We start from the raw sequence: 22,802 nt of genomic DNA, 5'->3' as shown, positions 1-22,802 counted from the left end.
CATTCACCATCATTTCAGTGCCTACGCAGTCAGCTAAGGCTCGGGATGCCCGGGACCACCACGATATTTGCAGAGAACGCCGGCGTCATCGGCCTGATCATGTCGAGGGGTCAGCGCATACATGGCATATCTATGACAACCACATGTGGAGCAGCCGCGCAGCGTGGTGCCGGAGCAACACGGCTGGAAGAGCATGCAGCTCGATGTCCGGTCAGGGGCTGCGACAAATATCACAACCGGATGGAGGCGAGCGCATGAAGGGCCCTGTGTGCGAAGCGAAGCTGGGTCGTCGGCCCATCGATCTGGCTGTCGGCGCAGCTCTGGCGGTTTCCGGACTCCTCACTGGTATGGCCTACGCGGATGAAGGCGGTGTTTCATATTGGCTGCCGGGCCGCTTCAGCAGTCTTGCGGCGACCCCTCAAGTCCCCGGCTGGTCGATGGCAGCGGTTTACTATCACACCAGCGTCAGCGCCTTTGGCACGGCAGCTGCCGCCAGGGAGATCCATGTCGGCCGAATACCCGCCAACGTAAACGTCGACCTGAACCTGCGCCTGAATGCGCAGGCCGATCTGATGCTGCTCAATCCCACCTACACCTTCGCGACGCCGGTGCTGGGCGGACAACTCGCCATCGGCGTAACCGGACTGTTCGGGCGATCGAGCGCCGATGTTGCCGGAACGCTGACGACCGCGATCGGTCCATTCGCGGTAACGCGTACGGGCAGTTTCGGCGACTCGATCACATCGGTGGGTGATCTCTACCCGCAGGCGACGCTCAAATGGAACGCCGGCGTCCATAACTTCATGACGTATGTGACTGGAGACATCCCGGTCGGTGCATATAGTTCGACGCGCCTCGCCAATCTCGGCATCGGTCACGGCGCGGTCGATGCCGGCGGCGGATACACATATTTCAACCCGCAGGCAGGTCATGAATTTTCTGCGGTCGCAGGGTTCACCTACAATTTCAAGAATACAGACACCCAGTACCAAAATGGTGTCGACTTTCACATCGACTGGGGCGTCTCCCAGTTTCTGTCCAAGCAGGTTTTTGTTGGCCTCGTCGGTTATGCGTATCAGCAGATCACCGACGACTCCGGTCAGCATCCGGTGCTGGGTGGCTTCCGGTCCCGCGTGCTAGGCGTCGGCCCGCAAGTAGGCGTGCTGTTTCCTGTGGGGGACATGCAGGGATATTTGAACCTGAAAGGGTACGGCGAGTTTGCCGCCGAGAACCGCCCCGCCGGTTGGAACACGTGGCTGACGTTCTCGCTCTCTCCGATGGCGCCCGCCAGCACGCTGACGCCGGCGCGGCGACTGACAACGAAATAGCCACGCGTCACCGGCAACGAGGCGAGTCAAATCTTACCGACATACATCATGGCCACCCTGTTAATGAGGCACGCCCTAGATCTCGATGTCCGCAATCACGGGCAAATGGTCTGAATAGGCCGTTGCCTCTCCGTCAGTCCAAATTCTCTCGAACCGGCTATCGGGCGTCGCATAGATCCTATCGAGGCGGAGAACGGGCAAACGCGCCGGGAAAGTCCGCAAGCGCGTACGGTTGGGGCAGACCTGCGCGAGCACGCGCCGCACCGACTTCACCCAAAACCAGTCATTGAAATCGCCGAGGACAACGGTCCTTCCAGGTCGCACCAGGCTTACCAGGGCCTGAGCTTGCGCATAGCGCTCGTGGATACTCAGGCCGAGATGAGTGGCCACTACGCGCACATCGCCGACCGGTGTCAGCAGTCCCGTGGCAATCGCTCTGCGTGGCTCCCGCTCTCGATACGACACATCGAGGATCTCGGGCACGCCGGAGAGCGGAAAGCGGCTCAGGAGCATCTGACCGTAGTCGCCATCCTCGGCGACAATCGACTTGGCGTGAACCCCGTGATCGCCGACAACACTCGCCAACTTCGCAAATGGATCGTCTGACCGCGATCGCGAATCCACCTCCTGAAGCGCGACGACATCGGGGGCCCACTTGCGAACGATCGAGCAAACCCCCTTCAAATCGAACTTCGGATTGAGATTGAACGTGCCATGCACATTCCATGTCATGAAGCGCATCGCCGCCATCAGCGCCTCCCGGCGAGCCAGGTCGCGACGAATTGTGCGCCTGCGCAGATTCCCAGCCAGCCCAAGAACGCCAGAGCCAACAGCAATATGTTGCTCCAGGACGCATTCCTGGCGAAGTCTGCGATTTGAGCCCCCAGAACTGCCATGGCGAGAATACCGGGCATCATGCCCAGCAGAGTTCCAACCATGAAGTCACGTAGAGGCAGCGTGCTCGCACCAGCCACGACATTCACCACCGAGAACGGTGCTATGGGAATCATCCGGATGACGACGACGGCTAGAATCCCCTTGCCCACGACGCGTTCTTGGATGCGCGCTGCACGTCGGCCGAGCAACTGCTGGAGGCGTTGTCGGCCGAGTCCCCGTCCGATCGCAAAAAGGATGAAGGCGCTGAGCAAGACGCCCGCCATGGCGGTGATGAAGCCTAGCCAGGGCCCAAGTGCGGCAGCAGTTGCTGCAATGAGCACGAGAACCGGAAACACGACCAGCCCGCCAACGACGAAAGCTGCGATAGCGAATAGTGGCCCCCAGATGGACTGCGAGTAGGCAGACAGTAACGCCGAAATATGAGGCGCGTCGGTAAAATCGCTCAACGGCGTGTACGACCAAGCCATCGTCAGTCCAAAAAGCGCCACCGTTATCGACGCGATCCCCATTAGTGTCTTCGTGCTCCACATGCGAGATGCCGCCCGCTCCAGATGAAGCGGCCGCTCCGGGTCTGCTACCGGCTGAACCATTGTGGCCAGCGTACTGGTCAGGACCGAGGACCCCACTTCCCGCAGCGTCTTCGCCCCATCAGTTCCCGCCACGTCGTCCAGGAGCGCAAAAAGACGATCCTCGTTTTGCGTTATGGTCAGTTCGTCGAGACCGCAGAAATGTGCGATCAGGCGACGGCGGACCGAAGCGATGAAATTCCGATGCTGGTCGGATGCCGCTTCAAAGATCAGGTCACATTCGCTATCGGCGCCCATCGAGCGATTGTTCAGGTTAGCCGAGCCGACCCTCAAGATCCGATCATCCACGATCATGAGCTTGCTGTGCACCATCACGGCAGCTTCGGCATCCTCGCTGCGTGAGACCGGGTAGACGAAGCGGATGCGATCTGCGACTCCAGCCTCACTGAAGCAGTCGATGAAGGCACCACGGCCATTTTGCATGGCTTGTGATTCCATCCACGATGAATGCAATTTGGGAGTGACGACCAGAACCCGAAGCGAAGGCACGCGAAGCATCTGCTGCGCCAATTCACGCGCGATCTTGGTCGCGCTGGTAAACTGATTTTCGATGTAAACGAAGCTGGTCGCCGACCGGATCGCTGCAGTCAATGAGCGCTCGACTTCCTTGATGGTCGAGCCTGCAGGACAGACCACCTCGGTCCTCGCGATACCTACCGGCAAGTGCTCGGCCTCCACCGGTACATTGGCCGGCCACCGCATGTTCCCTAGCCGGCGCCGATGATGGGCCTGTTGACCTGAAGCACGCCAGCGTTCCTCGGCGAGGTCGAACAGCCACGCTGCTGCATCCCCATCGACCATGCATTGAACATCATGAAAGGGTGGGTATGGCTTGCCCTCAGGGTCGCAGCGCAATGGATGCTCGGCCCGATGATCGCTGGTGTCCCAGCGCCTGATCGTCAGATCGAGCCCGCCGACGAACGCCAGTGAACCGTCGATACAGACCATCTTCTGGTGTTGGGCCGAACCAAACGGAAGCGTGCAATCGAGACAAAACCGGACGTGGCCAGATGTTTCGGCAGTAAATTTTGTCGCGGAATTCCGTTCTCTTTCGGAGGCGTAAAAGGAGACAAAGTCCCAGACAAGGATGTCGATCCGCAAGGTCGGGCGGCGTCGGATGAGCGCGCGTAGCAATGGGCCAAGTTGTTCCGGCAAACCATCATCCGCTCGTCCGGAAGCTCCGACCAGCCTGGTTGCACTATGGATGTCCCATCCGATGATGTAGACCTGTTCTTGCGCCTCCAGCAGCGCTTGCCGCAGGGCCGCGAAAAACGCGGCAGCATCGTTCAGAACCGTCACGCGCCGCGCTTCGCACCGCCTCCAGACGGTGTCTCCGGGGATCAGGGTCGATGAACTCTGAAGCAGTTGGACCTCGCAAATCGCATTCGCGGCTCAACGTCCCAAATGCTTAGAGGGTTCCACGTCCTCTGGACATGGGGTTACAAAGACGCAGGTGATCTGTTGACACCACGCGCCTGGGTTCAGAACCGGAGTATCCCGAACAGGAAGAGCAGCGCCACGGTGACCAAGCCGGAGATCAGCAGCGAGCCGAGACACCCCACCCGGTTCGAGAAAAAGAAGAACATGCGTGCTCGCCGTGAAGCTTCCTGCCGGGCTAATTTTTCAAATTCGATAGCGTTCCGGATGCGCTCTCGTTTGTCCTGACCGTCGAGCGGTCTGCCTCTACAGACAGCTTGGTTGACTGGTGTTCCTGGAAACGAGGGGTAAGAACCAATCTCTGGACGAGACGTTGAATCTCCGATGTCCGACGCTTTTGACTATTTCCGAGCGCACGCGGTCCGAGCCCTTTGCAAGGCCCGGGCGATGCCCCGCGGACGAATGAAGCATCTCCAATTGGTGGCGGCCCGGATCTACCATCTGCTCACCAAGGAGGCCGCGTACGGCCCGAACCTGCAGCATCTGGATGACTTCCGGGCAGCCCAGAAGCTGGAGCGGTCGATTGATTGATGCGGATCAAGCAGCCCGGTCGACCGCGACGTTGGTGCAACGCTCGCTGGGCTTTCGCGTCTTCTGAAAGAAGAGACGTGCCTATGCTCCCAGCCACGCCCCCGAGCCCCACCCTATTCCGCTGCCCCAAATGCGGCGAACCACTCAGTCTGGCGGAAAAGCTATGGGACATGAAGACAGCCCGCTTCATCCGGGTGTACAAATGCCGGTGCGGTGAACTGCTCTGGGATGATCAATCGTCCGCGGAACGCAGCTAAGGCACACCAAGCCGCCTCGATTGGAATTGCCACCGATCTCGAGCGTCGCGGCGCCCTCGACGGGTCAACAGTCACTTCAGCCGGTCGGCGATTGTGCCCTCAATATCGAGCTCAGCTGACCACGGCAACGAAGCCGCATTGTGGCTGAATTGGGCGCATACCACATCCGAAATCGGGCCGGACTGGATTCGTGAGGTGAAACACGACGCTACCGGATGCTGGTCATCCGGGTGTCAAACGCCATCCGGAACTGCCCCCTTTGCGTCATGAAGAACTGCCCCCACCGTCTGGGTTATGATCTCGGTTGAAGGTTGTTTCCGACGGTGACGGGCCGGAGGGAGGCGGAGCCGACCGGAGGGCCGTCACCGGCGGGCGGCGGCTGGATGAGGCCGCTCTTGCGCTTGGCGCGGAGCCGGTAACTGTCGCCGCGGATCGTCAGCACGTGGCTGTGGTGCAAGAGCCGGTCGAGGATCGCGGTGGCGACCACGGGATCGGCGAACACGGTGCCCCATTCGGCAACACTGCGGTTCGAGGTAATCAGCATGGCGCCAGTTTCGTAGCGCCGGCTGACAAGTTGGAAGAACAGATGTGCCGCGTCAGGTTCCAGCGGCAGGTAGCCGAGCTCGTCGACGATCAGTAGCTTTGGCTTCGACAGCGCGAGCAGTTTCTCGTCCAGACGCCGTTCGCCATGCGCCTTGGCAAGGCCCGCGACCAGCGTCGTCGCCGTGGTGAACTGCACCGTGTACCCGGCCAGGATCGCCTCTCGCCCGAGCGCGATCGACAGATGCGTCTTACCGACGCCCGGCGGTCCGAGCAGCAGCACGTTCTCGCCGTTGGCGATCCAACGTGACGCGGCCAGGTCGCGGATCTGCTTCGGATCGATCGACTGCTGCGCCTCGAAGTCGAAGCCCGCCAGTTCCTTCACGGCAGGGAAGTGTGCGAGCTTCAGCGCCATCTCGATGCGGCGATGATCCTTGCGAGCGATCTCGCGCTCGCACAGCAGGATCAGCGTCTCACGCGCCGACAGGTTCGCGCGCGCCGCCTCGTCGAGCAGGCTGTCGAGCTGATCGCGGATGCCGGAGAGCTGCAATCGCGCCAGCATGGCATCGAGCGGATCGGCCGTTGCTTCCATTATCTTCTTTGCCCGCGCCATCAGAAGCTTCCTCCGACCACGGCTTCGTATTCGGCAAGAGGGCGTAACAACGACGGTGGTGGAGACGGCGCCAGCACCGCCGCGATCTCCGCCCGGCGGACCGCGCCATCGCAACCAGCAACACCATCGAGATGAGCGGAGTCGACGATCCGCAGCCGGCGTCCCTCCGATTGCTTGTGGAGCGCAACCTGGTGCAATCCATGGCGGATCCGCACTTCGCCGGCCGCGATCGTCACCGCCACGCGCTCGCCAATCAGGCGCCACGGCACTGAGTAGCTGTTCGTGTCGATCTCGACGGCGCAATCATTGCCGACGACGCGGGTCAGTTCACGCAAGGATCCGAACGATGGCTGCCCGCCGAGCGGCTTCAACCGATGTATCTCGTCACGCGCGAAGCGAATGATCGGCGCCTCGCCGGTCGTGCCGTGGATACGAACGTTCGCAACCTCACGCTCCCACCTGTCGAGATGCGCCTCGAATGCTTCCCAGCTTGGGAAGGAATGACCGGCGATCGCGTTCTTCTTCACGTAGCCGACGCCGTTCTCCGTCTTGCCCTTCGTGCGCGCCCGATATGGCGCGCAAGCGCGAGGACGGAAGCCCCAATGTTTTGCGAAGGCTATCAGCTTGTCGTTAAACTGAACCGACCGGCTCACCGCGTCGTGGCGCACGACAAGCGCCCGAGGATTGTCCATCAGCACTTCCTCCGGCACACCGCTGAAGGTCGTGAATGCACTCTCGAGCCCGGCGAACCAATGCTCCTGCCTCTCGGCCCGGAACGCACGCACATGGAGCCGTCGCGAATGCCCGAGCGTTGCCACGAACACGAATGCCTTGACTTTCGCCCCTCCGATCTCGACCAGGCGCTCCCCGAAGTCGATCTGCAGCTGCCGGCCCGGCGGCGTCTCAAACCGCGTCGTCGCCAGCGCCTCCGCCTTCAGCGCCTGGCGATAGGGCTGCACGGCGCGTTGCAGCGTCCGCCGGCTGACGATCACGCCTTTCTCGGCCAACAGGTCCTGGCGCACCACGTCGGCATTGCCGCGATGCCGAATGAGCCTCTCGCGCAGCCAACCCTCAAGGCCGTCGAGACGCTTCGGCCGCTCAGGCGACTTGAACGGCTTCACCCCGCCCGCCGCCACGTAGTCCTTCACCGTGTGATGGCTGCAGCCCAGCTGCCGCGCAATCCGCTTCACACCCCACCCGCACGCCCTCAGGCGCAACATCTCCGCCACGTCATCCGGCGTCTTCATCACCTGCCCCCGTGGATCACTCCACGTCGAGCCTTCAGTGATTCGTTCCTGCTTCATTCACTCTCTCCTCAGCTATCCGAGGAGGGGGCAATTCCTCGTGACGCTGAGGGGGCAGTTTTCCATGGCGCGCGACATCCGGGAGGACAAGAGCGTGCGCCTGCTCTCGCGCAACGGCCTCTTATTTGCGCGACCTGCCCAACATTTGCGCGGTACACGAGGCGTCATGATGGCGTTCTGATAACTGCGGGTCCTTGGTGCGACACCTAGGTTTTCCCTAGCCTCGAACCATCCATCCGCGAGTCCCCGCCTTCCTAACGCTGGCGGGGGCTTCGCTTGGCACGAACCCAGGCAATATTCGATGCCTCTCTTTTCCTTCAAGCTCATCGATTCCCAGTTGGTCTCGGATTTCGGCGTGCATGACCTGCCGGGCGAGGCGGAGGCGCGGACAGAAGCTATCAAGCTCGCTCGATCGCTGCGCGAAACGAGACCGCAACTGATCGGCAAAAAGTATGCAATCTTCGTTATCGACGAGGATGGTGCCGCCGTTTGCAGCGTCCCGCTGGATGTCGTGTCGTGACCGGAATCCTGACTGAAACGGCCACCCCGCATCGCGATCGGCCGTACCGAGGCGGTCGGCAGAAGCACTGGATCAAGGTGAAGAACCGGAGCCATCCCGCGATGGCACGCGAGCTCTGACGAAAAATGGCCCCGGCCATGGGGTGGGCGTGGGAGGCCGGGGCCGTTGGGGTGCTTGGACCTTGGGGAAGTTCAAGCGACTGCGAGGTTACTCACAGCTCGAGCTTCGTTCTGTTCGTTTCCGAACATTGTCAGTACTCTTCCGGACAGCGCCGGTTTCGCGCGTTCGGCCCGCCAGCGTGAACCGGCGGGCTCTCGGTCCTCACTTCTTCAGGCACAGACCGATCGTCGGCGAGGCCCCGCACTTCATACCGTCCGCTGCCCCTCCGCTCGGGCAGAACACGGACACGAGCGTTTCGCTGGTGTCGCAATTGACGGCGCCATCCGCTTGTACCGCGCGGATATTTACGGACGCCGGATCTCCCTTGTCTCCCTTGTCGCCTTTTGGCCCTTGCGGCCCCTGAGGCCCTTGTGCGCCGGCTGGCCCCTGAGGACCGGGGACGCCCTGAATACCTTGGGCACCCTGGGGACCGGCCGGCCCTTGAGGGCCGGGATCGCCCTTTGGCCCGGGCTCTCTTCCGCAGCCCGCTAGCGCGAGTGCGGCGGTTAATGCGGCAGCGGCAATCAATTTTTGCATTGCGACTTCTCCCTATGACCGCGCCATTAAAATGATCGCGGGAAGCTGCCGCAATAGTGAGAAGGCCGCCGAAAGGAGATCCGGCGGCCTCGTATTCATCGCTTCAACCGGCGGGCGTGGGCAGCCAGCCGCTGCCGTTCGCGCTTTCTGTGGGCTCGGCGCCGCCGGTTCATGCCAAGCCGCCCTGCTGTAGGCGGTCCCGGAGCGCGTGCGCATGATCCGAGATGATCTGCGTGACGCGGTGCATCCCATCGATGGCCGTCTCCGCATCGGGCTGAGCCAACAACACGACGAGCATATCAATCAGCAGAACGATGTTTTGGATGTCAGCCTCGTTCTCGAAGCGATCGGGCAGCTGTAGCTCAACGACGTTGCTCATTGCTGCGGCCTCCCGCTGTGCTGCACGGCAAGCTCGAACAACTCCGCAAGGAGGAGGCGTGCGGCCTCTACGCCTTTCCAGAGTATGGCGCCCTCGTCGAGAAAGGGATCGACCCGGAGCGGTTCGCCCTTCTGGAGTTTCCCCGCGACCGTCACGGCTGAGCGAAACCGTCCTCCGAACCACGGGCAAAATCTACGGTTCTTGCTCGAATTACCGAGAACACTTGCGAACAAGCGTGTACAGCTTTTCGAAGCAATCCTTTGATTTTACTGTGAATTCCGAACGTTCGCGAACAGTGGCGAACAATATGCTGGCGGAAGGGGTGGGATTCGAACCCACGGTACCCTTGCGGGCACGCCGGTTTTCAAGACCGGTGCCTTAAACCACTCGGCCACCCTTCCAAGCGTTGGGATTGGTGTCGCTTAACGCAGTCGACCGCGCAAGGCAACGCGAAGTTGGTGGCGTGCCCCACACTCTTCTGCTGTCCCGATCTGTCAGGCGAGCGTCAGCCTGTTCCTCTAGCTTGACCAAGACGCTCGGCAGCCCACCGCCGCCGCACCGTCAGCAATCCCGGATACTGGCGACATCTCCCAGGGCGTCGCTGGTTGCGAGGCCCGGTTGGATTCGTCTCCATGTCCGGGCCTCGTTTGCTGGTGCGGAAAAGCGGCGCCCCGTAAGGCGCCGCGCCAGATCTTCGTAACTGCGTCGGACGTCAATACCCGCAGGAGGCGCAGCCCATCTGCACCGGCGCGTAATAGGAATAGCCCGGCGAGACCATCTCGACACGCTGGCGTGTGGCGTATTGCGGGGGGATGCGCTCGTACTGGACACTGGGCGGGGCCACCATCACGGTCTGCGGCACCATCACGGTGCGGTACTGCGCCGGCGTGCGATGCGCGACCACGGAGCCGGGAGACACCATCACGGTCTCGTCGACGGTGCGGTATTGCGGCGCGACGTATTGCTGCTGATAGCAGGTCGTGCACGGCGGCGGCGCGTAGCAATTGTAGCAGCCGGCGGAGGCTGCGCCCGTCATGGCAATCGCGGCGACAGCGGTGGAGAAAACAACGGCGAGAGTACGAGACATTGCGTGTGGTGCCCGAAATAGATTTTGCAAAGGTCGAACGCAGTATATGCGGCAAAATCCTGGGGTGCCGAACTTCGTCGGGGCATCCTTAATGCGAACGGCCGATCACCGCCGAGTGGTAAGAACTCATTGACCACGCGCGTTAACGCGCGATGCGCACTGGCCCCGGAGTCCGCATGACATGCGAGAGCGTGATCGCTGCGCCGGCGATGGAACACCGCCGCGGGTGCTCCGTTCGAGCGCCGTTCCGAAAGCGTTCATCCGCCTCCGACGGGTCGAGCCTTAGCGCCTCACTGCTCTTTCCAAAAACTCCAGCAAGGAGGGATCGGTCTCCTCGAATTCGACGAAGCGGCGGCGCAGCTCGTCGGCGATTTCCGCGGTGGCATCCCGCGACCATCCCTCCGCGGTATTGAAGGCCACGATGCGTGCGGGATGGAGATATTGCCCTTCGACGAGATGTCTGAGCAGGGTCGCGCGATTGGCGTCCTCCTCGGCCGTCTCACACCAGGCGCGGCCCAGTCGCCGGCCGAAGTCATCGAGCACGAGATAAACGTCCCGGTCGGTCGTAATGTGCGGCACGAGCGATGGAGAAGGACTCATGGCTTACTCCGCTACTGGCAATCCGAACAGTTGCGGACAGATCGGGATAAGGCGATTTGCCCCTGACCGGATTCGGAAAAATGGATTCCAGGTATTTTTCCTAGGATCCACCTCCCGATTAAATCACAAAAAAACAGAAATAAATAAAATTAAATAGCAAAGCGCGGTGAAATCCACTAAATTGGTTGCGCCTGGCGGGCAAGCCCGCACGTCGGGCAACCACCTCGCAAACGGCTCCCGCGTCCACCCCCAATAGCCCACACCCCAGGACGCGGGGGCCGTTTCTTTACGGACCTCTGCCCGGGCTCCACGGTTCTGTCATGCAACGGCGCGCTCGCGCGGAGACCGCGAGTCGTCCCGGAGGGATCGATTTAGCCAGCGGCGCGCCGATCAGGCGCCTATCTCGGGCGACGCTTCACCTCGCGCACCGCGCCGCGCGCCGCGCTGGTGGTGAGCGCGGCGTAAGCCTGCAGCGCGGTCGAGACGTTGCGCTTGCGGTTCTGCGGCTGCCAGGCGGCATCGCCCTTCGCCTCCTCCGCGGCGCGGCGCTTGGCCAGCTCCTCGTCGGAGACCTCGAGGCTGATGCTGCGGTTCGGGATATCGATGGCGATGCGGTCGCCGGTGCGCACCAGACCGATGTTGCCGCCTTCGGCCGCTTCCGGCGACAGATGGCCGATCGACAGGCCGGACGAGCCGCCAGAGAAACGGCCGTCGGTGACGAGCGCGCAGGCTTTGCCGAGGCCCATCGATTTCAGGTAGCTGGTCGGATACAGCATCTCCTGCATGCCGGGGCCGCCGCGCGGACCTTCGTAGATGATGACCACGATCTCGCCGGCAACGACCTTACCGCCCAGAATGCCTTCGACCGCAGCGTCCTGGCTTTCGAACACGTGCGCGGGGCCGGAGAATTTCAGGATCGAAGCATCGACGCCCGCGGTCTTCACGATGCAGCCGTCCTGCGCGAGGTTGCCGTAGAGCACGGCGAGACCGCCGTCCTTGCTGAAGGCATGTTCGAGATCGCGCACGACGCCCTTCTCGCGATCGGCATCGAGCTCGTCATAGCGGCGCTCCTGGCTGAAGGCGACCTGGGTCGGGATGCCGCCGGGCGAGGCGCGATAGAAGGTGCGCACCGTCTCGCTCTTGGAGCGCTTGATGTCCCAGCGCTCCAGCGCATCGCCCATGGTCGGCGCATGCACGGTCGAGACCGAGGTGTCGATCAGGCCGGCGCGGTCGAGCTCGCCCAAAATGCCCATGATGCCGCCGGCGCGGTGCACGTCCTCGACATGCACGTCGGCGACGGATGGTGCGACCTTGCAGAGCACGGGCACACGGCGCGAGAGCCGGTCGATGTCGCGCATGGTGAACTCCACCTGCCCTTCATGGGCGGCGGCGAGCAGATGCAGCACCGTATTGGTCGAGCCGCCCATGGCGATGTCGAGCGTCATGGCGTTCTCGAACGCCTTGAAGTTCGCTATGTTGCGCGGCAGCACGCTGACGTCGTCCTGCTCGTAGTAGCGGCGAACGAGATCGACGATGGTGTGGCCGGACTCGACGAACAGGCGCTTGCGGTCGGCATGGGTCGCCACCACCGAGCCGTTGCCGGGCAGCGCCAGGCCAAGCGCCTCGGTGAGGCAGTTCATGGAGTTGGCGGTGAACATGCCCGAGCAGGAGCCGCAGGTCGGGCACGCCGAGCGCTCGATCACCTTGACGTCGTCGTCGCTGACCTTGGAGTCGGCCGCCGCCACCATGGCGTCGATGAGGTCGACGGCCTTGGTCTTGCCCTCGAGCTTGACCTTGCCGGCCTCCATCGGTCCGCCCGAGACGAACACGGCGGGGATGTTGAGCCGCAACGCCGCCATCAGCATGCCGGGCGTGATTTTGTCGCAGTTGGAGATGCAGACGAGGCCGTCGGCGCAGTGCGCGTTGGCCATGTACTCGACGCTGTCGGCGATCAATTCGCGCGACGGCAGGCTGTAGAGCATGCCGTCATGCCCCATCGCGATGCCGTCATCGACCGCGATGGTGTTGAACTCCTTGGCGACGCCGCCGGCCTGCTCGATCTCGCGGGCCACGAGCTGGCCGAGATCCTTGAGGTGGACGTGGCCGGGCACGAACTGGGTGAAGGAGTTGACGACCGCGATGATCGGCTTGCCGAAATCGGCGTCCTTCATGCCGGTCGCGCGCCAGAGGCCGCGGGCACCCGCCATGTTGCGGCCGTGGGTGGTGGTGCGGGAGCGATAGGCTGGCATGGCGGTTTCCGTCCTCGGGTTGGCTTGGGCTGGGCGGAAAAATGGAAGCCGCCTCAGGCCTTTCCGGCCGGATAGCGCACGGGCTGGCGAGGTGCAACGGGAACTTGCTCCGGACAGGCCTCCCCTGCTCCCGGCGCGGGCTACTGCCGCGCCCCCAACCGTCGTCCCGGACAAGCGCGCCTTAAAGCGCGCGCCGATCCGGGACCCCATAGCCGCAGGGGGTGGTTGTGGCGCGAAGCTGACAACTCCGAGTCTCCGTAATCACGTCCGCCGGTGGTTATGGGTCCCGGATCTGCGCTTACGCTTGTCAGGGACGACGCCGGAGGACGTCGCAACCGCCGGGCCCGTTGCCTATTGCAGCGTCGGATCAAGCCGGTCGCGCAGCCAGTCGCCGATCATGGAGACCGCCAGCGTCGTGACCACGATCGTGGTGGCCGGCGCCAGCATGATCCAGGGCGCCCGGGTCAGGTACTCCCGGCCATAGCCGACCATGTTGCCGAGGCTGGTCATCGGCGGCTGCACGCCGAGTCCAAGGAAGGACAGGCCGGATTCCATCAGGATCACCTCGGGAAAGACCAGCGTGGTCGAGACGATCAGGGTCGAGGCGATGTTGGGCAGGATGTGCCGGAGATAGATCCGCGACGGCGTCGCACCCAACTGGCGGACCGCGGCGGCATAGCCCTGTGCATTGGCCGAGATGGCCAATCCCCGCGCGATGCGGGCGTAGCGCTCCCAGCCGAACAGGCCCATCAGGCCGATCAAGAGCGGCAGCGAGTTGCCGAAGAAGGCGAGCACTGCGAGCGCCATGATCAGGAAGGGCATGCTGGCCTGGAAGTCGGTCAGCATCAGCACGAGCTGTTCGACGGCCCCGCGGAAATGCGCGGCCAGGAAGCCGAGCGTGGTACCGACCACGGCCGAGATCGCGGTGGCGCCGAACGCGATCAGCAGCGAAATGCGGATCGAGACGAGCAGGCGCGACAGCACGTCGCGGCCGAGCTCGTCGGTGCCGAGCCAATGCGCGGCATTGCCGGGCGCGGCCAGGCGATTGCGCAGATCAAGCTGGGTGAAGCCGTAGGGTGCGATCTTCTCGGCGAAGGCGGCGATCACCAGCATGGCGATGATCCAGGTGATCGCGAGTGCGACCGAGACCGGGATCGCCGGCAGGCTGATGCGGCGGCGAACGCTAGAGCCCTTTCCGTTCCGATGAAATCGGAACGGGGCTCTAGATTCTGGTTTTGACGCGTTTTCTTCACGCGAACCGGTATCCACTTCGCTTGAAAACGCTTCGGTATCCTTCAGCGTCGCGTCGGTCATGCGTGCGCCCCTTTGGCGCGCAGGCGCGGGTCGAGGAAGCCGTAGAGGAAATCGACGATCAGGTTGGACGTGACCATCGTCATCGCCACCAGCAGCAGGATGCATTGCACGACGGCGAGGTCGCGGTTGGCGACGGCGACGACGAGCAGGCGCCCTACTCCCGGCCAGGCAAACACACTCTCCACCACGACTGCGCCGGCGATCAGCGTGCCCACCATGAAGCCCAGAATGGTCACGGTGGGGATAGCCGCGTTCGGCAGCGCATGCGACGTCACCACCTTGCGCCATGGCACGCCCTTGGCCGAGGCGGTGCGGATATAGGGCTGGCCCAGCACCTCCAGCATTGCGCTGCGGGTGAAGCGCGCGAGCACCGCGGCGCCGCCGAGGCCGAGCGTCGCAATGGGCAGGATCGCGTGCCGCCAGCTCTCCTGCCCGCCCGAGGGCAGCCAGCCGAGCTGTACGGCGAAGACCAGAACCAGCACCAGCGCAAGCACGAAACTCGGGACGGTGAAGCCCGCGACCGCCGTCATCATCACGGCGCGGTCGATTCCCGAGCCCCGATGCAGCGCGGCGTAGATGCCGGCGGGAATGCCGAGCGCCACCTTGAAGGCAAAGGCCGGCAGCGTCAGCGCCAGCGTCGCCGGAATCCGCTCCAGCACGAGCTCGATTGCGGGCCTTCCGTCGCGCATGGAGCGGCCGAGCTCGCCCTTGGCGATGGCGCCGAAATAATCGAGATACTGAAACCAGATGGGATCATCGAGGCCCCAGGCCTTGCGGAACGCCGCGAGCACCTCAGGTGGCGCCTCCGGTCCCAAGATCATAAGCGCGGGATCGCCCGATAGCCGCAGCACGACGAAGGCGAAGGTGACGACGAGCACAATGGTGAGCGCCGCGCGTCCGATGCGAATGGCGAAATAGCGGCCCATCACGCCGCGTCCCGCGTTTCGGCGCCGGTGACCAGATGACAGGCGACCTGCCTGTTGCTGCCCACAGCCGAGAGCACCGGCACCTCGCTCGCACAGCGCCCGATCGCGCGCGGGCAGCGCGGGTGGAAGGCGCAGCCTTGCGGACGCGCGGCAGGGTTCGGCGGATCGCCCGCCAGCACGATGCGGCCGGCGCTGCGGCGGCCGGGCGCCGGCGAAGCCGAGACCAGGGCCTGCGTATACGGATGCTCGGGCCGCGCAAACAGATCATCGGCGCAGCCGATCTCGACGATGCGGCCGAGATACATCACGGCGACGATCGTGCTGATCTGCCTGACGACACGCAGATCGTGGCTGATGAACAGCAATGTCAGCGACAGCTGCGCCTGGAGATCGGCGAGCAGGTTCACCATCTGCGCCTGGATCGAGACGTCGAGCGCGCTGACCGGCTCGTCGCAGACCAGGAAATCAGGTTTCGTCGCCAGCGCCCGCGCCAGCACGATCCGCTGGCGCTGTCCGCCCGAGAGCGCGCCGGGATAGCGCGCACCATGCGCCGGCGTCAGCTCGACCGCGCGCAGCAGTTCGCGGACGCGATCTTCGCGCTCGGCAGGCGTGCCGAGATCGTGGATGTCCAGGGGCTCGCGGATCTGCGCAGCGACTGGCAGCCGCCGGTCCAACGCGCCCAGCGGATCCTGGAAGATCATCTGCATGCGTGCCCGCTGCGCGCGCCATGCGGCCGTTGCCGGCGCGGCCATCGGCTTGCCGTCGAACCGCACCTCGCCGCTGTCGGGCGGCTCCAGCCCGAGCACGATGCGGCCTGTTGTCGATTTTCCCGAGCCGGACTCGCCGACGAGGCCCAACGTCTCGCCCTTGGCAATCGTCAGCGACACGCCATCGACCGCATGCACGGCCGTAGCTCGGCCGAACATCCCGGAGCGCATCGCGTAGCTGCGCGCGATCGCGGACACCTCGACGAGCGGCGCGCTCATTCGGCCGCGATCCCGAGCAACGCGCGGCGCGAGGCCTCGGCGCGGATGCAGGCGACAGCGCGATCATCCGCGATCGGCGCCAAGCTCGGCGCGGAAAGTCCGCACGGCTCGGCCGCCAGCGTGCAGCGTGGCGCGAAGGCGCAACCGTCAGGCATCCGCGCGGGATCGGGCACGGTACCGGGAATGGCCGTCAGACGCCGCCGCGGCCCATCGAGCGGCGGCAGCGCGCCGATCAGGCCCTGCGCGTAAGGATGCACGGGATCGGCGAAGAGCTGATTGCTGGGTGCCTCCTCGACGATGCGGCCGGCATACATCACCGCGACGCGGTCGCAGTTCTCGGCGACGACGCCGAGATCGTGACTGATCAGGACCATCGCCATGCCGATCTCGCGGCGGACCGTGGAGAGCAGCTCCAGAATCTGGGCCTGAATGGTGGCATCGAGCGCGGTCGTCGGCTCGTCCGCGATCAGCAGGTCGGGATTTCCGGCGAGCGCCATCGCGATCATGATGCGCTGGACCTGGCCGCCGGAGAATTCGTGCGGATAGGCCGACAGCCGCCGCGCCGCATCGGGAATGCCGACTAGATCGAGCAGCCGCCGGGCCTCCGCTTTCACCGCCTCGCCCGAGAGATCGCGATGCAGCGCCAGCGCTTCGCAGAGCTGCCTGCGGATGGTCAGCACCGGATTGAGCGCGCTCGCAGGATCCTGGAAGATCATGGCGACCCGCCCGCCTCTGACATGGTCGAGCTCGGCGGCGGGCGCGCCAAGGATCTCGCGGCCGTCGAGCAGCACCGAGCCCGTGACCTGCGCGTGGCGCGGCAGCAGGCCCAGCGCTGCAAGCCACGTCACCGACTTGCCCGATCCGGACTCGCCGACGAGGCCGAGCGCCTCGCCCTTCTGCAAGCTGACGTCGACGCCACGCAGGATCGGCACGCCGTTGAAGGCGACCCGCAGGTCCCGGATGCTGACCAGCGGCGCCACCTCAAGCCTCGAAATTGCCGGCGCGGAAATCCATCGCGAAGGCGGGCGCTGCCTTCCACTTGATCGATTTCGGCTTGGCCGTGAACGTCGCGTTCTGGTGCAGCACCGTGTAGGCAGGGTCCTCGCGCTCGGCGATCTCCAGCATGCGGCGGAACGCCTTCTTGCGGGCCGCGCGATCGGTCGAGGTCTCCAGGAACTCCGAGAGCTTGTTCAGCTCGGTGTTGGTCCATTCGCCGATCTGCTGCTGCTGGCCGTTCGGCCCGTGCTGGGCGACCAGCGACGACACTGGATCGTTGAAGGCGGCCGAGTTCGACCAGTCGCGCACGGCGCGGGTCGGCGCGCGCTCCATGATCTGCGACCAGTTCTCCTTGGTCTCGATCTGCACGTTGAGGCCGACCGACTTCCACATCTCGACCAGCACCTGCGCGGTCGCGACCTGGTTGGTGTAGTAATTGTTGAGCAGACGGTAGGGGATCGGATCGCCCTTGTAATTGGCCTGCTTCAACAGATCCTGCGCGAGCTTGGGATCATAGGCCGGCACGCTCCAGTCGGCGTTGAACATGTCGCCGTAGAATTCCCATTGCAGGCCCTTCGGCACGCGGGTGCGGCCGGCCCACAGGCTGTCGACGATCGCCTGGCGGTCGATCGCATGGGTGAAGGCGCGCCTGACGAGCGGATTGGCGAGCTGGGCGTGGTTCTTGTCGAACACGGTCAGGCGGTGGTTGAGGATGGTGCCGCCCTGCACTTCGAACGCCGAATTCTTCTCGATGCCGGCGATCTGGTCCGGCGGGATGTCGCAGGCGAACTGATATTCGCCCGAGAGCAGCCCGTTGATGCGGCTCGCGACTTCAGGCACTTCTAGGAAGCGGATGCGCTTGAGCGGCGGACGGCCGCCCCAATATTCGTCATGGGCTTCCAGCGTCAGCGAGACGTCGGGCTTGAGCTCGACGACCTTGTAGGGACCGGTCGTGACGGGTTTGCGCGCCCAGTCGAGATAGCTCGCGGATTCTTCCCAGGCCCGACGGTTCATGATGTCGGAGCCGTAACGCGACAGCCGGCCTTCGATCGTGACGTCGGGTGTCGCGTTGTAGAAGCGCACCGTATACTTGTCCACAGCATCGACGCGCACGAGGTCCGGCCAGATGCGGCGGGCAACGGCGGGCACATCAGGCGGCAGTTCTTTTCCCGGACGCGGCGTCGGGATCTTCTCGAAGGCCTGGATGGTGGTGCGGCTCTTGGCCTCGGTCTCGCCGAACATGCGCTCGCGGCTGAAGGAGAAGAGGACGTCTTCGGCAGTGAGCTCGTCGCCATTGTGGAACTTGACGCCCTGGCGCAGCTTCACCTCGACGGTCTGGTCGTCGATGCGTCGCCACTCGGTGGCAAGTCCCGGCACGGCCTCGAGATTGCCGCGCCAGTTCTTGGAGATCAGACCTTCCCAGATCGAGGAGAAGAACACGCGCTCGCCGACATTGGACTGCTCACGTAGCACGTCGAGCACGTTCGCATTCGTGACCTTCTGCACGGCGATCGTCACCGACGGACGGTTGTCGCCTTGCGCGATCGCAAACCGCGGCAAAAGGATTGCGCTTGCGGCAGCGCCGCCGGATTTCAGGATGGTGCGACGGGTGAGCTTGCTCATGATGGTGACCCCTGCCCTTTGTGATGTCGGTTATTCGGCAAGCCCGAGCGCGGCGAGATGGGCTGCGCCAGCGCGGACGTCGTCGTGGTTGCGGAGTTCGAGGATCAGCCGCGGGTTGGACGTCAGCCGTCCCAGTGCGCGGAACACGGCGACCCACGGAACGTTGCCTTCGCCCGGCGCCCAGTGCCGGTCGGCAAAGCCGTCGGTGTCCTGGAGATGCACATGCGTCAGCATGTCGCCGGCGGTCTCGACGTAGTAATCGACCGGCGGCGCGCCGGTGGAGATGTGGGCATAATTGGCGTGTCCGGTATCGAGCGAGACGCGGACCTTGCTGCTTTCGAGCGCCTTGGCGAGACGGACGCGGTCGCGTGGATCCTTGTCCTCGATGTTCTCGATCACGATCTCGCAGCCGATCGTCTCGGCACGCGCGATCACTTCGGCCAGCGTCGCCTTGACGCGCTCGATCAGATTGCCGCGATTGTCCGGATAGAGATCGAGATTGTTGTGGTCCCAGGTCATGAACGGCGAATGGATCACCATCTGGGTCGCGCCGAGAAACTCGGCGGCATCGAGACCCTGAAGCAGGCGCTTGGTCACGGCCTGACGGATCATGGGATCGTGGCTGTCGATCTTGAAGCCCCAGAACGGGCCGTGAATGCCAAGCCGCCCGGTGTGGCCCGCAAGCATCTGCTTGATCTCGCCGGCGGTCGTGCGCCAGTCACTATCGAGCAGATCGGCGCGGAAAAAATCCTGGACCTCGAGATCGCGCTGCCGTTCCAGAAGCCAGTCGCGATGCGCAGGGATCGATTTGATGGACAATGCGGCGCCCAGCACCGGCTTCGACATGGCTTGCTCCTTGGCCGTCAGCGATGACGGGAGCAGCGCTAGACCAGTTCAATGACAGGCCGGTGAAACGCAGGTTCTTCAACGTGAGGAGATGTGGACATCCTGCCGCCGCCCGCTGCGGATTCAGGAAACAAGAGCAGCACCGATGCCGAACGAACACACGGCAAGCGTATTCATGTCCGTAGTGATCCGGAATGGAGTCCCAACCATAGTTCGCGTACATCGCCGGACATCGATCGGCGGCCACTTCCAGGGGCATCACCTCTGATCGCGCAACATGGGGTTGGGGGACCACATGGGGCGGGAGATTGAAGGCTGGGGCAAGGTGACGAGGTCCGGACTCCTAGGCACTCCGGACCTCGAAACTTTTCAGATTGAACACGATTTCGCGCCGTCCGGCTGTTCAGCCGGGCGGCGCGTTGTCGTTTCAGCGTCGTCTTCCGGTCTGGCACCTAAAGGATATTGTTTGAAACCGCTGCACACTTTTCCGGATCATGCTCTAGCGCGTCTGCGGCTCGATCGTCAGCGAACATTCTGTTCATGCTCCTGAGTGGGAAAGAGGAGCAAGCCCATCGGGCAGATCACGCCGGCCTCACATCGCCTCCTTGAGCGTGAGGCGGGCCGTGAATGTCACGGTGGTCTTCCCAACCAGCGCCATGCCTTCGACCTCGGCGCCGCCGGCCGAGTAACCGCCCGAGAAACCGCAAGTGACCTCCCTGCCGCCGAACGCGAGCGTCTTGCCAACGGCTTCGGTATGCTGATTGACGATCATGTCGCCCCGCCACTTGCCGTTCCGGTACGTGTAGCTGCCGGTGTAATAGAAATAGCTGTCGCCGCCCATGATGCGTCCGTCGCAGAGCACGACCACGCCCCTGGCCTGGCCACGCTTGCCGTCGCGCATCTCGATGTCGAAGATGTAGAGGCCGTTGACGACCCTGGCCTCCTCACCCGCTTCTGCCCCATCTCCGGCCGACATCCAATCGTCTCCCTTATGTCGATCCGCCACACCGATCAGTTCGGCACGTTCCTTTCGAGATCCTCGAGCCATGCCGCCGCGCTCGCGTCCGACGGCGCGCGCCAGTCGCCGCGCGGTGACAATGAGCCGCCGGCCGAGACCTTCGGTCCGTTCGGCATAGCCGAGCGCTTGAACTGGCTGAAAGCGAAGAAGCGGCGCAGGAACACCTCGAGCCAGCGCCGGATCTCAGGAAGATCGTAGGCCTTGCGCCGATCGCTTGGGAATGCCGGCGGCCACTCGCCCTTGGCGACATCCTTCCAGGCGTGCTGCGCCAGGAAGGCGATCTTGGAGGGACGCATGCCGAAGCGCAGCGTGTAGAACAGGTTGAAATCCTGCAGCTCGTAGGGGCCTACGGACGCTTCCGTGCTCTGCGGCTTCTCGCCAGGCTGCACCGGCACGAGCTCAGGGGAGATTTCGGCAGCCAGGATCGCGCCTAGCGTCCGGTTGACGTTGTCGCTGAACTGCTTCGAGGAGATCACCCAGCGGATCAGGTGCTGAATCAGCGTCTTCGGCACGCCGGCATTGACGTTGTAGTGCGCCATCTGGTCGCCGACGCCATAGGTGCACCAGCCGAGCGCGAGCTCGGAGAGATCGCCGGTGCCGATGACGATGCCGCCGTGATGGTTGGCGAGCCGGAACAGATAGTCCGTGCGCAGGCCAGCCTGAACGTTCTCGAAGGTGACGTCGTAAACCTTCTCGTCCTTGCCAAAGGGATGGCCGATATCCTTCAGCATCTGCGTCGCCGTGGTGCGGATGTCGAGCTCCTGCCAGGTCGTCTGCAGCGCCTGCATCAACGCCAGCGCGTTGGTCTTGCTCTCGCTGCCGGTGGCAAAGCCCGGCATGGTGAAGGCGAGGATGTTTTGGCGCGGCAGGCCGAGCAGATCGACCGCCTTGGCGGCGACGATCAATGCATGGGTGGAATCGAGCCCGCCCGAAACGCCGATCACGACACGCTTGGTGCCGGTGGCGCGCATGCGCTGCACGAGGCCGGCGACCTGGATGTTGTAGGCCTCATAGCAATCCTGCTCGAGCAGGCTCTCATCGCTCGGCACGAAGGGAAAGCGCTCGACCTTGCGCAGGAAGCCGATGTCGGCGGCCGGCGGCTTCAGCGCGAATGTCACCTTGCGGAAAAACGCCTCGCGCTGGCGGCGGTTGTCGTCGAACGTGCCCATCAGCGCGCGTTCCTGCCTGAGCAGGTCGAGATCGACGTCGGCATACGTGATCTGGCCACCCTGGCGGAACCGTTCGCCTTCGGCCAGCAGCACGCCGTTCTCGTAGATCGAGGTCTGGCCGTCCCAGGCGAGATCGGTGGTCGATTCTCCTGCTCCGGCGGCAGCATAGACATAGGCCGCGAGGCAGCGCGCCGATGTCGATTGGCACAGCAGCGCGCGCGAGCGCGCCCGGCCGATCGTGATCGGGCTGCCCGAGAGATTGATCAGCACGCTGGCGCCCGCGAGCGCGAGCTCGGAAGCCGGCGTCACCGGGATCCACATGTCCTCGCAGATCTCAACGCCGATGGTCAGGCCCGGGACGTCCTCGGCCGAGAACAGAAGGTCGACACCGAACGGCGCATGCAGCCCGCCAAAGGAGATCGTCTCGCCGGCGATGCCGGCGCCGGAGGCGAAATGCCGTCCCTCGTAGAATTCGCGATAGGTCGGCAGGTAGCTCTTGGGCACGACGCCGAGGATGTTGCCGCGATGAATGACGACGGCGCAATTGTAGATGCGATTGCCAAAGCGCAGCGGCGCGCCGACGATCAGGACGGTCATCAGCGTTGAGGAGGCCTTGACGATCGTCACAAGCCCGCGCTCGACCGCATCGAGCAGCGGGTCCTGCTTGACCAAATCCTCGATCGCATAGCCGGACAGGCACAGCTCGGGAAACACGGCAGCCGCCACCGACTGTTCGTGGCAGGCATTGGCCGCGGCCAGAATGGCCTTCGCATTGGCCGAGGGATCGGCCACGTGGGAGGTGGTGACGCAGGCCGCCACGCGCGCAAATCCGTGGGCGTAGATCGAGTGGAACGTCATCGAGCGCTGTACCTTCAATCCCTTGCAATCTCTTGCGCCGC

The 22,802-nt window shown here is 63.9% G+C and carries 20 protein-coding genes and 1 tRNA gene; 4 read left to right on the top strand and 17 right to left on the bottom strand.

What is annotated here, in order from left to right:
- The first annotated feature begins 254 nt into the window (after positions 1-254).
- On the top strand, positions 255-1,328 hold the full coding sequence (locus tag XH85_RS24705) for a SphA family protein (protein ID WP_128933880.1): 1,074 nt from the start codon (positions 255-257) through the stop codon (positions 1,326-1,328).
- A gap of 75 nt (positions 1,329-1,403) precedes the next feature.
- On the opposite strand, the gene XH85_RS24700 is transcribed toward XH85_RS24705, so the two are convergent.
- Positions 1,404-2,078: an endonuclease/exonuclease/phosphatase family protein gene (locus XH85_RS24700; protein ID WP_128933879.1), complete on the bottom strand. Its 675-nt coding sequence runs from the start codon at positions 2,076-2,078 to the stop codon at positions 1,404-1,406.
- A complete protein-coding gene (locus XH85_RS24695) occupies positions 2,078-4,111 on the bottom strand; it encodes a VTT domain-containing protein (protein ID WP_128933878.1) in 2,034 nt (677 codons plus the stop codon). Before XH85_RS24695 ends, XH85_RS24700 begins: the two co-directional genes overlap by 1 nt.
- Before the next feature lie 462 nt (positions 4,112-4,573).
- Here XH85_RS24695 and XH85_RS24690 point away from each other — a divergent pair, with 462 nt between their 5' ends.
- Positions 4,574-4,780, top strand: a complete 207-nt coding sequence (locus tag XH85_RS24690) for a hypothetical protein (RefSeq protein WP_091895531.1) — start codon at positions 4,574-4,576, stop codon at positions 4,778-4,780.
- Between the two features lie 549 nt (positions 4,781-5,329).
- Here the strand turns inward: XH85_RS24690 and istB are convergent.
- Both istB and istA read right to left on the bottom strand, forming a co-directional pair.
- Positions 5,330-6,190: an IS21-like element helper ATPase IstB gene (gene istB / locus XH85_RS24685; protein WP_276339393.1), complete on the bottom strand. Its 861-nt coding sequence runs from the start codon at positions 6,188-6,190 to the stop codon at positions 5,330-5,332.
- The gene (istA, locus tag XH85_RS24680; protein ID WP_128931560.1) at positions 6,190-7,494 is read right to left on the bottom strand and encodes an IS21 family transposase; all 1,305 of its coding nucleotides are present in this window, start codon (positions 7,492-7,494) and stop codon (positions 6,190-6,192) included. Before istA ends, istB begins: the two co-directional genes overlap by 1 nt.
- Positions 7,495-7,795: 301 nt before the next feature.
- Between istA and XH85_RS24675 the strand changes: the two genes are divergently transcribed.
- Complete coding sequence (locus XH85_RS24675; RefSeq protein ID WP_091894579.1) at positions 7,796-8,014, top strand: DUF6894 family protein; 219 nt, start codon at positions 7,796-7,798, stop codon at positions 8,012-8,014.
- A gap of 865 nt (positions 8,015-8,879) precedes the next feature.
- On the opposite strand, the gene XH85_RS24660 is transcribed toward XH85_RS24675, so the two are convergent.
- A complete protein-coding gene (locus tag XH85_RS24660; RefSeq protein WP_091895539.1) occupies positions 8,880-9,089 on the bottom strand; it encodes a hypothetical protein in 210 nt (69 codons plus the stop codon).
- Here XH85_RS24660 and XH85_RS45305 point away from each other — a divergent pair.
- Complete coding sequence (locus tag XH85_RS45305) at positions 9,089-9,250, top strand: hypothetical protein (protein ID WP_164940529.1); 162 nt, start codon at positions 9,089-9,091, stop codon at positions 9,248-9,250. The genes XH85_RS24660 and XH85_RS45305 overlap by 1 nt on opposite strands.
- Positions 9,251-9,400: 150 nt before the next feature.
- Here XH85_RS45305 and XH85_RS24655 read toward each other — a convergent pair.
- From XH85_RS24655 to XH85_RS24600, 12 genes are all read right to left on the bottom strand, one after another.
- Positions 9,401-9,490: transfer RNA gene (locus tag XH85_RS24655), tRNA-Ser, on the bottom strand.
- Positions 9,491-9,801: 311 nt separating this feature from the next.
- Positions 9,802-10,125 carry a hypothetical protein gene (locus XH85_RS24650; protein ID WP_091895582.1) on the bottom strand — a complete coding sequence of 108 codons (324 nt, stop codon included), beginning with the start codon at positions 10,123-10,125 and terminating at the stop codon, positions 9,802-9,804.
- 333 nt (positions 10,126-10,458) lie between these two features.
- On the bottom strand, positions 10,459-10,776 hold the full coding sequence (locus tag XH85_RS24645; protein ID WP_091895569.1) for a hypothetical protein: 318 nt from the start codon (positions 10,774-10,776) through the stop codon (positions 10,459-10,461).
- Positions 10,777-11,174: 398 nt separating this feature from the next.
- On the bottom strand, positions 11,175-13,025 hold the full coding sequence (gene ilvD, locus XH85_RS24640) for a dihydroxy-acid dehydratase (RefSeq protein WP_128933877.1): 1,851 nt from the start codon (positions 13,023-13,025) through the stop codon (positions 11,175-11,177).
- Between the two features lie 351 nt (positions 13,026-13,376).
- Positions 13,377-14,339 carry an ABC transporter permease gene (locus XH85_RS24635; RefSeq protein ID WP_128933876.1) on the bottom strand — a complete coding sequence of 321 codons (963 nt, stop codon included), beginning with the start codon at positions 14,337-14,339 and terminating at the stop codon, positions 13,377-13,379.
- Positions 14,336-15,265, bottom strand: a complete 930-nt coding sequence (locus XH85_RS24630) for an ABC transporter permease (protein WP_164935026.1) — start codon at positions 15,263-15,265, stop codon at positions 14,336-14,338. Before XH85_RS24630 ends, XH85_RS24635 begins: the two co-directional genes overlap by 4 nt.
- The gene (locus tag XH85_RS24625) at positions 15,265-16,251 is read right to left on the bottom strand and encodes an ABC transporter ATP-binding protein (RefSeq protein ID WP_128933874.1); all 987 of its coding nucleotides are present in this window, start codon (positions 16,249-16,251) and stop codon (positions 15,265-15,267) included. The genes XH85_RS24630 and XH85_RS24625 overlap by 1 nt, the downstream gene beginning before the upstream one ends.
- Positions 16,248-17,231: an ABC transporter ATP-binding protein gene (locus XH85_RS24620; RefSeq protein WP_128933873.1), complete on the bottom strand. Its 984-nt coding sequence runs from the start codon at positions 17,229-17,231 to the stop codon at positions 16,248-16,250. Before XH85_RS24620 ends, XH85_RS24625 begins: the two co-directional genes overlap by 4 nt.
- A gap of 1 nt (position 17,232) precedes the next feature.
- Positions 17,233-18,870 carry an ABC transporter substrate-binding protein gene (locus tag XH85_RS24615; RefSeq protein ID WP_128933872.1) on the bottom strand — a complete coding sequence of 546 codons (1,638 nt, stop codon included), beginning with the start codon at positions 18,868-18,870 and terminating at the stop codon, positions 17,233-17,235.
- A 30-nt stretch (positions 18,871-18,900) separates the two neighbouring features.
- On the bottom strand, positions 18,901-19,716 hold the full coding sequence (locus XH85_RS24610) for a sugar phosphate isomerase/epimerase family protein (protein ID WP_128933871.1): 816 nt from the start codon (positions 19,714-19,716) through the stop codon (positions 18,901-18,903).
- A 592-nt stretch (positions 19,717-20,308) separates the two neighbouring features.
- Entirely contained in the window at positions 20,309-20,692 is a 384-nt protein-coding gene (locus XH85_RS24605; RefSeq protein ID WP_164939254.1) for a GrlR family regulatory protein, read from the bottom strand.
- Between the two features lie 35 nt (positions 20,693-20,727).
- A complete protein-coding gene (locus XH85_RS24600) occupies positions 20,728-22,761 on the bottom strand; it encodes an NAD(+) synthase (protein ID WP_128937406.1) in 2,034 nt (677 codons plus the stop codon).
- Positions 22,762-22,802: the final 41 nt, after the last annotated feature.

It is taken from the genome of Bradyrhizobium zhanjiangense (assembly GCF_004114935.1).
Classification (GTDB): domain Bacteria; phylum Pseudomonadota; class Alphaproteobacteria; order Rhizobiales; family Xanthobacteraceae; genus Bradyrhizobium; species Bradyrhizobium zhanjiangense.
The sequence above is the reverse complement of the archived record's forward strand: the minus strand, read 5'-3'. Positions and strand labels throughout refer to the sequence as shown.